Genomic DNA, 12,429 nt, shown 5'->3' with positions numbered 1-12,429 from the left:
GTGCGTAGAAACGGATACAAGCAGCTATATTATGTAATATATGCAGAGTGTGGCACAAATCTTGCATATATTTTAAGTGACTGCATAAACGCGCAGTATGCTCTTTAAAAAGGGGCAAAAGAAAGAATGAAAAAGGAGAGGTCGAACATTCCATGACTCTTGCTACCATCTTATCTCGGGTTGCTAAGCAGTCTTCTTTGACTGTTGCTGTTGCTGCAGCTGAAGACTTAGAAACAATTGAGGCAGTGTATGAAGCTGTGTCAAGGGAAGTTTCTGAATTTATTTTGTTTGGCAACGAAACAACAATTAATGAATTATTCAGGCAGTACCGCCCATCCTTACTCACTCATAAGGCTGTGACGGTCGTACATACGGAGTCCGTTTTAGAAGCGGCTCAATTGGCTGTGCGTTCAGTTCAGCAAGGTCAAGCTCATATCGTAATGAAAGGGAATTTATCCACATCGCTTATTTTAAAAGCTGTGTTAAATAAAGAGCATGGTTTGCGTACGGGAAATGTTTTATCACACGTAGCTGTGTTTGATGTTCCTCACTATGACCGCCCTATTCTTGTAACAGATGCAGCTATGAATATTACGCCATCTCTGGAAGAGAAAGTTCAAATCATTCAAAACGCGGTGAACGTTGCTCACTCGATTGGGATAGAGGTGCCAAAGGTAGCTCCTGTTGCAGCGGTTGAAGTTGTGAACCCTTTGATGCCTGCCACAGTAGAGGCTGCACTTCTTACACAGATGAACCGCAGAGGACAAATTAAAGGCTGCGTTATTGATGGACCTTTAGCACTCGACAATGCCATTAACATAGAAGCAGCCAAGCAAAAAGGCATTCAAAGTGAAGTTGCCGGTCAAGCAGATATATTACTCGTTCCAGCAATTGAAACAGGGAACGTCTTATATAAATCCCTTATTTATTTTGCTAAAGCAAAAGTTGGAGCTATTCTAGCGGGGGCAAAAGCTCCGGTCGTCTTAACATCCAGAGCAGATTCATCAGAAAGTAAATTATACTCACTGGCGCTTGCTATCAGCGTCGCTCAACAGAATTCTTAGGAGGCACTAACAATGAAAATTTTTGACTATATGGAAACATACGATTATGAGCAGTTATTATTTTGCCAAGATAAAGATTCAGGCTTAAAAGCCATTATTGCGATTCATGATACAACAATTGGACCAGCTCTAGGCGGTACGAGAATGTGGACATATGAATCAGAAGAGGCTGCAATTGAAGATGCGCTTCGTTTATCACGCGGAATGACTTATAAAAATGCAGCAGCAGGCTTGAATTTAGGAGGAGGAAAAACGGTTATTATCGGAGATCCTCGCAAAGACAAAAATGAAGCGATGTTCCGTGCATTTGGCCGCTTTATTCAAGGGTTAAATGGTCGATATATTACAGCAGAAGATGTGGGCACAACGGTAGAGGATATGGATATTGTATATGAGGAAACGGATTATGTAACGGGTGTATCTCCTGCCTTCGGTTCATCAGGCAATCCATCACCAGTCACAGCCTACGGCGTATACCGAGGAATTAAAGCAGCAGCAAAAGAAGCATTTGGAACAGATATGCTTGAAGGAAAAGTAGTAGCTGTCCAAGGTGTAGGAAACGTAGCATATAATTTATGCCGCCACCTTCACGAAGAAGGGGCAAAACTTATTGTAACGGATATTAATAAAGAAGCTGTTCAGCGTGCGGTAGAAGAATTTGGTGCGCAAGCAGTAGACCCAAATGATATTTATGGTGTAGAATGTGATATCTATGCTCCTTGTGCACTCGGAGCAACGATTAACGATGAAACGATCCCTCAAATAAAAGCAAAAGTTATTGCAGGGGCAGCTAATAATCAATTGAAAGAAACGCGTCATGGTGATTTAATTCATGAATTAGGCATTGTATATGCACCGGACTATGTTATTAATGCAGGAGGCGTTATTAACGTAGCTGATGAGCTAGTTGGATATAACCGTGAGCGTGCGCTGAAAAAAGTTGAAGGTATTTATGATAATATTGAAAAGGTAGTTGAAATCTCAAAGCGAGATGGCATTCCAACCTATCTAGCAGCAGATCGCTTAGCTGAAGAAAGAATTGAAAAGCTGCGTCGTTCACGCAGTCAATTTTTACAAAATGGACAGCATATTTTAAGTAGACGTCATACGCGCTAATGTTTGAGCTGAAGGCTAGGCAAAAGGAATAAATGAAATCCTTTCGACCTAGCCTTCGTTTATGAGAATGATAAGGTAGGAGGACATGTGTTGGATATGCACGAATATCGAATGCTGATAATAAATCCGGGTTCAACGTCCACAAAAATTGGCGTGTTTCACAACGATAAACCAATTTTTGATCGAACAATCCGCTACGATTCACAGCAAATGAATCAGTTTGAGACGATATATGCACAGTATGAGTTCCGTAAAAACTCGATTTTAGAGGCACTTGATGAAGAAGGGATTAATTTATCTAAATTAAGTGCAGTATGTGGAAGAGGAGGGCTTTTACGCCCGATTGAAGGCGGCACATACGAAGTAAATCAAGCCATGCTCAAAGATTTAAAAGACGGTTATGCCGGCCATCATGCTTCAAATTTAGGCGGGATTTTAGCGTTTGAGATTGCATCTGGATTAAATATTCCAGCATACATTGTTGATCCAGTGGTGGTAGATGAGCTAAGTGACATCGCTCGTATCTCAGGAACTCCTTTTATGGAAAGGAAAAGCATCTTTCACGCGCTGAATCAAAAATCGGTGGCTCGAAAAGTGGCCAAAGAAATGAATAGCACATACGAACAAATGAACGTTATTGTTACCCATATGGGCGGGGGCATTACGGTTGGAGTTCACAAGTGCGGAAAAGTAATTGATGTGAACAATGGCCTGCACGGCGACGGTCCTTTTAGTCCAGAGCGCGCTGGCGGTGTACCGGTTGGTGAATTAGTTCGTCTTTGCTTTTCAGGTCAGTATTACCGCGAGGAGATTATGAAAATGCTTGTAGGAAAAGGCGGACTTGTCGGTTATTTGGGCACATCTGACGTGCAGAAAGTCGAAGCGCTAGTGAAAAATGGAAACGAAAAAGCTAAGCTTATCTACGAAGCAATGGCTTATCAAATTTCGAAGGAAATTGGAGCTGCCAGTACGGTATTGCATGGAAAAGTAGATGCCATTATTCTAACGGGAGGCATTGCTTATTCAAAAGCGTTTGTTGAGCTGATTATTAATCATGTAAAGTGGATTGCAGATGTCATTGTTTATCCTGGAGAAAATGAGCTTCAAGCGCTAGCTGAAGGGGCTCTCCGAGTGCTTACAGGTGAAGAAGAAGTAAAGGAATATAAAGGCGCTTAATAGCGTTTGCAGAAAGGTGTGAAGCAGTGTGGCAAAAGAATATGATTTGGTCATTCTCGGCGGTGGAACCGGAGGGTACGTAGCAGCTATTCGTGCCTCTCAGTTAGGTCTATCGGTAGCGGTTGTGGAAAAAAATAAGTTAGGCGGCACATGCCTGCACGCAGGGTGTATCCCAAGCAAAGCTTTACTAAGAAGTGCAGAAGTCTATCAAACGGCTAAGAAAAGCAGTGAATTTGGCGTAGAAACGTCCAATGTACTATTGAACTATGCTCGTGTACAAGAACGAAAGTCAGAAATTGTTTCACAGTTACATAATGGTGTCAAACAGCTAATGAAAAAAGGTAAAATTGACGTATATGAAGGAATTGGACGTATTTTAGGACCTTCTATTTTTTCTCCTATGCCAGGAACCATCTCCGTTGAATTAAAAAGCGGTGAAGAAAACGAAATGCTTATTCCAAAGAATGTAATTGTCGCAACAGGGTCTCGCCCTAGAACATTACCTGGTTTAACAATCGATGGAGAGAAAGTAATCACTTCAGATGAAGCATTAAAGATGGAAACACTTCCTGCTTCTATTATTATTGTGGGAGGCGGCGTCATTGGAATTGAATGGGCGTCAATGCTCACAGATTTTGATGTTGATGTAACGGTTGTTGAATACAGCGATCGAATTTTACCAACAGAAGATCAAGATATCTCCCGTGAAATGACGAAGCTTTTAAAAGCAAAAGGAGTTACCATTATTACTTCTGCTAAAGTAATGGCTGATACACTGTCTGTTGGTGGTCAGGTGAAAATTTCTGCTCAAGTAGGAGACGATATGCAAGAATATGAAGCAGAAAAGCTGCTTGTATCTGTAGGACGTCAAGCGAATGTCGAAGGAATTGGTCTCGAGAATACCGATATTGTAGTAGAAAACGGTGTGATTGCCACAAATGATTTTTATCAAACGAAAGAATCTCATATCTACGCAATTGGAGATGTGATTGGCGGACTGCAGCTTGCACATGTAGCTTCTCACGAAGGAATCGTAGCTGTTGAGCATTTACACGGTGACAAGCCTTTGAAGATTGATTACACAACAATTTCTAAATGCGTATACAGCAGCCCGGAGGCAGCAAGTGTAGGATTAACAGAACAAGAAGCAAAACAGCAAGGATTTCAGCTGAAGGTTGGAAAGTTTCCGTTTAAGGCCGTTGGAAAAGCTCTTGTATATGGAGAGGCAGAGGGATTTGTTAAAATTATTGCCGATGCCGACACAAATGATGTTCTTGGTGTGCATATGATTGGACCTCACGTGACGGATATGATTTCTGAAGCGGGTCTTGCAAAGGTATTGGATGCTACACCATGGGAAATTGCTCATACCATTCATCCTCATCCTAGCCTTTCAGAAGCGATGGGAGAAGCTTCATTAGCTGTAGATGGAAAAGCGATTCATTTTTGATGATTAAAGGAGGTTTAAACATGACAAAAAACCGTCATGAATCATTAGGATTAACTGATGAACAAGTACTTGAAATGTACCGCACTATGCTGCTTGCACGAAAAATTGATGAGCGTATGTGGCTATTAAACCGTGCAGGGAAGGTGCCTTTTGTTATTTCATGTCAAGGTCAAGAAGCCGCTCAAGTTGGCGCAGCTTTTGCCTTAAACAGAGAGAATGATTACATATTACCTTATTACCGCGATCTGGGTGTTGTGCTGGCATTTGGAATGACTGCGCGCGATTTAATGCTTTCTGGGTTTGCTAAAGCAGAAGATCCAAACTCAGGAGGTCGTCAAATGCCAGGTCACTTTGGCCATAAGGAAAAGCGAATTGTAACAGGATCTTCTCCAGTTACAACACAGGTGCCTCATGCAGTAGGAATCGCTTTAGCAGGACGATTGGAGAAAAAAGACTTAGTCACGTTTGTTACGTTTGGAGAAGGATCTTCTAACCAAGGAGACTTCCACGAAGGCGCGAACTTTGCAGGTGTTCATAAGCTTCCTGTTATCTTTATGTGTGAAAATAACAAGTATGCGATTTCTGTTCCGGTTGAAAAGCAGCTAGGGTGCGCAAAAGTATCTGATCGTGCGATTGGATACGGTATGCCAGGCTACACAATTGATGGAAACGATGTCCTTGAAGTATATCGAGTGGTAAAAGAAGCAAGAGATCGTGCATCCAGAGGAGAAGGGCCTACTCTTATTGAAACTGTTTCAGAGCGTTTGACTGCCCATTCAAGTGATGACGATGATCGTGCATATCGCGGCGCAGAAGAATTGTCTGAAGCTAAAAAGAGTGATCCGCTTGCGTACTTTGCGACTTATTTAAAAGAGGTTAACGTGTTAACCGATGAACGAGAAAAACAAATGCTTGATGATATTATGAACATCGTTAATGATGCAACAGATTATGCTGAAAACGCTCCTTATGCAGAAGCGGAATCGGCTTTAAAATACGTGTACGGTGAGTAAGGAGGAGAACATATGCCGGTTATTTCATATATTGATGCAGTAACAATGGCCATTCGTGAAGAAATGGAAAGAGATTCCCGCGTGTTTGTATTAGGAGAAGACGTAGGAAAAAAAGGCGGCGTATTTAAAGCAACCAACGGACTGTACGAACAGTTCGGGGAAGAAAGAGTTATTGACACACCTCTTGCAGAATCTGCTATTGCAGGCGTAGGAATCGGAGCGGCAATGTACGGCATGCGTCCGATTGCGGAAATGCAATTTGCTGATTTTATTATGCCTGCAGTCAATCAAATCGTGTCAGAAGCAGCGAAAATTCGCTATCGTTCTAATAATGATTGGAGTTGTCCAATTACAATTCGAGCTCCGTACGGCGGTGGAGTTCACGGTGCTCTTTATCATTCTCAATCTGTTGAAGCACTGTTTGCCAATACGCCAGGGTTAAAGATTGTGATGCCTTCTACGCCTTATGACGTAAAAGGATTATTAAAAGCAGCTATTCGTGATGATGATCCAGTTCTTTTCTTTGAGCATAAGCGTGCGTACCGTTTGATTAAAGGAGAAGTCCCTGAAGATGATTATGTACTTCCGATTGGCAAAGCAGATGTAAAGAGAGAAGGAGACGACATCACGGTTATTACATATGGTCTTTGTGTACACTTTGCTCTTCAAGCTGCTGAAAAGCTAGAAGCAGACGGTATTTCAGCACACATCTTAGATTTAAGAACGGTCTATCCACTTGATAAAGAAGCTATTATAGAAGCAGCCTCTAAAACAGGTAAGGTCCTGCTTTTAACGGAAGACAACAAAGAAGGCAGCATTATGAGCGAAGTAGCAGCTATTATTGCTGAACACTGCTTATTCGATTTAGATGCGCCAATTCAGCGCCTTGCTGGCCCCGATGTTCCAGCTATGCCGTATGCACCAACAATGGAAAAATATTTTATGGTGAATCCAGATAAAGTAGAAAAAGCAATGAGAGAATTAGCTCAATTTTAAAAGGAGTTGTATCAATTGGCTATTGAAAAAATTACGATGCCGCAGCTCGGTGAAAGTGTAACAGAAGGTACAATTAGCAAATGGCTCGTTTCTGTTGGAGATCACGTAAATAAGTACGACCCGTTAGCTGAAGTCATGACGGATAAAGTAAATGCTGAAGTGCCTTCTTCTTTTAGTGGAACAATTAAAGAGTTAATTGCAGGTGAAGATGATACTTTACCCGTGGGAGAAGTGATTTGTTTAATTGAAGTAGAAGGAACTGTACCTCAAAAAGAACAGAAAACGTCTGATAAGACTGTAGAAGAATCAGCGCCAAAAACAGCGGACAGTCAATCCAATAAAAGCCGATACTCTCCAGCTGTTATGCGTCTGTCACAAGAACATAATATTAATTTAGATACCGTGACAGGAACAGGAGCGGGCGGCCGCATTACGAGAAAAGATATTTTAGCTGTTATCGAAAAAGGCGGAGCTGCTGAAGTGAAAGAAACACCTGCATCAACAGTTCAGCCAGAAGCACCCGTAGCGGCAGCTGCTCCAAAAACGAAGCAACCCGCGCCGGTTGTGTCTGCAGCCGGAGATCAAGAAATCCCTGTTTCAGGCGTGCGTAAAGCTATTGCAGCAAATATGCTTCGCAGTAAACACGAAATTCCGCATGCATGGACAATGGTTGAAGTTGATGTAACGAACTTAGTTTCTTATCGTGATGCATTAAAGACGGAGTTCAAACAAAAAGAAGGTTTTAACTTAACTTATTTTGCGTTCTTCGTAAAAGCAGTGGCTCAGGCTTTAAAAGAATTCCCTCAAATGAATTCAATGTGGGCAGGAGACCGTATTGTTCAGAAAAAAGATATTAATGTATCTATTGCTGTTGCAACAGACGATGCTTTATTTGTGCCGGTTATTAAACAAGCCGATGAAAAGACAATCAAAGGCATTGCGCGTGAAATTACAGAGCTTGCGCAAAAAGTTCGTACGGGTTCATTGAAGTCTGAAGACATGCAGGGCGGAACGTTTACTGTTAACAACACAGGCTCATTTGGTTCCGTGCAATCAATGGGGATTATTAATTACCCGCAAGCGGCTATTTTACAAGTAGAATCTATTGTAAAACGTCCGGTTATTATTGATAACATGATTGCTGTTCGAGATATGGTTAACTTATGTTTATCACTTGATCACCGCGTGTTGGACGGCTTGGTGTGCGGCAGGTTCTTGGCAAGAGTTAAAGAGATTTTAGAATCTACGTCTAAAGAGAATACGTCCGTCTATTAAAAAAAGCAAATGGAGCTTTCTCCATTTGCTTTTTTATTTTGAAGCAATGATTGAACAATTTGTAAAAGATGTATTAAAATAAAAGAAGAATCATCAAACTTCAAAGTGTAATCATCTAGGTCTAGCAGGCAGCTATTAACTGTAAAGGGGCATGGAAATGAAAACAAATACATTATCATTTCATGAATTTACACGTACACCTAAAGAAGATTGGGCACAGGAAGTTAGCAAAAACACCGCGCTCCGCTCAAAAGAAACGTTAGAAAACATCTTTTTGAAACCGCTTTATTTTGAAAGTGATACGGCACATTTAGACTACTTGCAGCAGAGTCCGGCGGGAATAGATTGTTTAAGAGGAGCCGGTAAAGAATCATACATACTAGGGGAATGGGAAATCACCCAAAAAATCGACTTACCTTCTATTAAAGAAAGCAATAAACTTCTTTTACACAGTTTGAGAAATGGACAAAATACGGCCGCTTTTACGTGCAGTGAAGCAATGAGGCAAGGAAAAGACGTTGATGAAGCAACTGAAGCTGAAGTAGCCTCAGGCGCTACAATTTCTACTTTAGAGGATGTTGCTCATTTGTTTCAGCATGTAGCTCTTGAAGCTGTGCCTTTATTTTTAAATACGGGATGTACATCCGTTCCACTTCTTTCGTTTCTAAAAGCATACTGTGTTGATCATAACTTTGATATGAGACAGCTAACAGGTACGGTTGGAATGGATCCGCTCGGCACTCTTGCTGAATACGGGAGAGTTCCACTTTCTACTCGAGATTTATACGATCATTTAGCTTACGCAACGCGTTTGGCTCACAGTAATGTTCCAGAGCTCAAAACGATCATTGTATCAAGCATTCCTTACCATAACAGCGGTGCAAACGCTGTTCAAGAACTAGCTTATATGCTTGCTACAGGAGTGCAGTATATTGATGAATGCATGAAACGCGGTCTGTCCTTACATCAAGTTTTACCTCACATGACCTTTTCTTTTTCAGTTAGCTCACATTTATTTATGGAAATATCAAAACTTCGTGCTTTTCGCATGCTTTGGGCAAATGTGGTTCGTGCTTTTGATGACACGGCCGTTTCAGTGCCGTTTATTCATACGGAAACGTCACGTCTTACACAGTCTAAAGAAGATATGTATACAAATGCATTAAGGAGCACGGTTCAAGCGTTTGCTTCTATTGTAGGAGGAGCGGATAGTCTGCATATTGAACCATATGATTCCGTTACATCCTCATCTTCTCAGTTCGCTCATCGCCTTTCCCGTAATACTCACTTAATTTTGCAGCACGAAACACATATATCAAAAGTAATGGATCCTGCCGGAGGCTCTTGGTACGTTGAAGCTTACACACATGAATTAATGACAAAAGCTTGGGAGTTATTTGGCAACATTGAAGGCCACGGCGGAATGGAAGAAGCTTTAAAACAAGGGCGAATTCAAGATGAAGTTGAACAAATGAGAGTAAAAAGACAAGGAGATATAGAGTGCCGAATTGAGCGCTTGATCGGAGTCACACACTATGCTCCTAAGCAACACGCTGCATCTGAAGAGATAAAAAGCACTCTGTCTAAAAAAGAAGAAAGAAAAATGAATAAATACAGTGACCAGAACACTTCGGAATTTTTATCAAATCTTTCGCTAGAGGACTATACAAAGCTAGCATCTAAAGGGGTAACAGCAGGGTGGATGCTAAAACAAATGGCGAAGCAGTCACAGCCAGACAGTGTTGTGCCGCTCACTAAGTGGAGAGCAGCAGAGAAGTTTGAAAAAATACGGGTTTATACAAAGGGAATGAGCATTGGCATTATGGAGCTCGCCGATCCTAGCAGCCATAAAAAAGCTGAGATTGCCCGGTCTTTATTTGAAAGCGCAGGCTTTGCGTGTGAAACAATTAAAAACATAGATTCCTACGTCGAGATAGCAGATTGGATGAATGAACAAAAGCACGAAGCATATGTAATCTGTGGAAGTGATGAACTCGTGGAAAAGCTCTTAACAAAAGCGATGACTTATTTTGAGGAAGATTCCGTTTATGTGTACGTAGTAGGGGAAGAACACGTATCACGCAAAACGCAGTGGCAGCAAAAAGGTGTAATGAGCGTCATACATCCTAAGACAAATGTTATTCAATGCGTTAAGAAGTTATTATGTGCTTTGGAGGTAGAAGTTCATGTATAAAAAGCCTTCTTTTTCTAATATTCCATTATCATTTTCAAAGCAGCAAAGGGAAGATGACGTGACTCAAAGTACATTCACTGCTTTTCAAACAAATGAACAAATTGAATTAAAATCATTATATACAAAAAAAGACAGAGATGACCTCGACTTTATTCACTTTGCACCTGGTATTCCACCGTTTGTGAGAGGACCGTATGCAACGATGTATGTGAATCGGCCTTGGACGATTAGACAGTATGCAGGATACTCAACGGCGGAGGAAAGCAATGCCTTTTACCGCCGAAACCTAGCTGCTGGACAGAAAGGGCTGTCTGTTGCTTTTGACCTAGCTACCCACCGCGGCTATGACTCTGATCATCCAAGAGTTGTTGGAGATGTAGGGAAAGCAGGAGTGGCAATTGATTCAATGATTGATATGAAGCAGCTGTTTGAAGGGATTCCGCTTGATCAAATGTCCGTGTCGATGACGATGAACGGGGCGGTTCTTCCTATTTTAGCTTTCTACATCGTAACAGCTGAAGAACAAGGAGTAAAAAAAGAAAAGCTGGCTGGAACGATTCAAAACGATATTTTAAAAGAATATATGGTGCGCAATACGTATATTTATCCTCCTGAAATGTCCATGCGAATCATTGCGGATATTTTTAAATATACAGCGGAGCATATGCCGAAATTTAACAGTATTAGTATATCAGGCTATCATATGCAAGAAGCAGGCGCTCCAGCAGACTTAGAGCTTGCTTATACGCTTGCAGATGGACTTGAATATGTACGAACCGGCTTGAAAGCAGGAATTTCAATTGACGCGTTTGCACCGAGACTATCCTTTTTCTGGGCAATTGGAATGAACTACTTTATGGAAGTAGCGAAAATGAGAGCGGGGAGGCTGCTGTGGGCAAAACTCATGAAACAGTTTGAGCCGGACAACCCTAAATCACTCGCTCTTAGAACGCATTCTCAAACGTCCGGATGGAGCTTAACCGAGCAGGATCCATTTAATAATGTTATTAGAACATGCGTCGAAGCTCTGGCTGCAGTGTCAGGACATACGCAATCGCTTCATACAAACGCACTGGATGAAGCGATTGCTCTTCCGACTGATTTTTCAGCTAGAATTGCTCGAAATACGCAGCTTTATTTGCAAAATGAAACGGAGATTTGTTCCGTCATTGACCCTTGGGGAGGCTCTTATTATGTGGAATCATTAACGAATGAATTAATGATAAAAGCGTGGAAGCACCTTGAAGAAATAGAACAGCTCGGCGGAATGACAAAAGCAATAGAAGCAGGCGTACCTAAAATGAAGATAGAAGAAGCTGCTGCGCGCAGACAAGCAAGAATAGACTCGCAGGTAGAAATTATTGTAGGTGTGAATCAGTTTCAGCCGGAGCAAGAAGAACCGCTTGATATTCTTGATATTGATAACACAGCAGTTCGAATGAAGCAGCTGGAAAAGCTAAAGAAAATACGCAGTGAACGTAACGAACAAGCGGTACTTGAAGCGCTTAATCGACTGACCACTTGTGCCAAAACAGGCGAAGGGAATCTCCTTGCTTTTGCGGTTGAAGCTGCAAGAGCTAGAGCTACACTAGGTGAAATTTCAGAAGCCATTGAGAAAGTGGCTGGAAGACATCAGGCTACTTCTAAGTCAGTCAGCGGGGTATACAGTGCGGAGTTTGCGCATCGAGATCAAATCGAAGAAGTTCGAAAGCTCACGGCTGAATTTTTAGAGGAAGAAGGAAGACGCCCAAGGATTTTAGTGGCGAAAATGGGGCAAGACGGTCATGACAGAGGATCAAAAGTGATTTCAACAGCCTTTGCTGACCTTGGATTTGATGTGGATATTGGCCCTTTATTTCAAACGCCTGAAGAGACAGCAAGGCAAGCTGTAGAAAACGACGTACATGTGATTGGGATAAGCTCTTTGGCAGCCGGGCATAAAACGTTACTGCCGCAGCTTGTTGATGAGTTAAAGAAATTAGAGCGCGACGATATCGTTGTTATTGTCGGAGGTGTTATTCCTAAACAAGACTACTCATTTCTTTTAGAGCACGGCGCTTCTGCAATCTTTGGACCTGGAACAGTAATCCCAAAAGCGGCCGTTTCCGTCTTACATGAAATAAAGAAACGGTTAGAAGAATAGTT

9 protein-coding genes are annotated in these 12,429 nt (G+C 41.7%); all 9 read left to right on the top strand.

Annotated elements, in window-relative coordinates:
* Positions 1-152: 152 nt before the first annotated feature.
* The 9 genes from yqiS to scpA all read left to right on the top strand — a co-directional run bounded on the left by yqiS (position 153) and on the right by scpA (position 12,427).
* Positions 153-1,064, top strand: a complete 912-nt coding sequence (yqiS, locus tag WKH56_RS02920; RefSeq protein WP_028411582.1) for a phosphate butyryltransferase — start codon at positions 153-155, stop codon at positions 1,062-1,064.
* A 12-nt stretch (positions 1,065-1,076) separates the two neighbouring features.
* On the top strand, positions 1,077-2,180 hold the full coding sequence (bcd, locus tag WKH56_RS02915) for a branched-chain amino acid dehydrogenase (protein WP_013059125.1): 1,104 nt from the start codon (positions 1,077-1,079) through the stop codon (positions 2,178-2,180).
* Positions 2,181-2,276: 96 nt separating this feature from the next.
* Positions 2,277-3,356 (top strand): butyrate kinase, encoded by a 1,080-nt coding sequence (gene buk, locus WKH56_RS02910; RefSeq protein WP_372492011.1) that lies wholly within the window; start codon positions 2,277-2,279, stop codon positions 3,354-3,356.
* A 28-nt stretch (positions 3,357-3,384) separates the two neighbouring features.
* Positions 3,385-4,806, top strand: a complete 1,422-nt coding sequence (gene lpdA, locus WKH56_RS02905; protein WP_028411580.1) for a dihydrolipoyl dehydrogenase — start codon at positions 3,385-3,387, stop codon at positions 4,804-4,806.
* Positions 4,807-4,826: 20 nt separating this feature from the next.
* On the top strand, positions 4,827-5,819 hold the full coding sequence (locus WKH56_RS02900; protein WP_013084976.1) for a thiamine pyrophosphate-dependent dehydrogenase E1 component subunit alpha: 993 nt from the start codon (positions 4,827-4,829) through the stop codon (positions 5,817-5,819).
* A gap of 12 nt (positions 5,820-5,831) precedes the next feature.
* On the top strand, positions 5,832-6,815 hold the full coding sequence (locus WKH56_RS02895) for an alpha-ketoacid dehydrogenase subunit beta (RefSeq protein WP_013084975.1): 984 nt from the start codon (positions 5,832-5,834) through the stop codon (positions 6,813-6,815).
* Between the two features lie 15 nt (positions 6,816-6,830).
* Positions 6,831-8,090 (top strand): dihydrolipoamide acetyltransferase family protein, encoded by a 1,260-nt coding sequence (locus WKH56_RS02890; RefSeq protein ID WP_033579716.1) that lies wholly within the window; start codon positions 6,831-6,833, stop codon positions 8,088-8,090.
* A 157-nt stretch (positions 8,091-8,247) separates the two neighbouring features.
* Positions 8,248-10,284 carry a methylmalonyl-CoA mutase family protein gene (locus WKH56_RS02885; protein ID WP_155007647.1) on the top strand — a complete coding sequence of 679 codons (2,037 nt, stop codon included), beginning with the start codon at positions 8,248-8,250 and terminating at the stop codon, positions 10,282-10,284.
* Entirely contained in the window at positions 10,277-12,427 is a 2,151-nt protein-coding gene (gene scpA, locus WKH56_RS02880; protein WP_310884102.1) for a methylmalonyl-CoA mutase, read from the top strand. Before WKH56_RS02885 ends, scpA begins: the two co-directional genes overlap by 8 nt.
* Positions 12,428-12,429 lie beyond the last annotated feature (2 nt).

The organism is Priestia sp. SB1 (assembly GCF_038898415.1).
The sequence above is the reverse complement of the archived record's forward strand: the minus strand, read 5'-3'. Positions and strand labels throughout refer to the sequence as shown.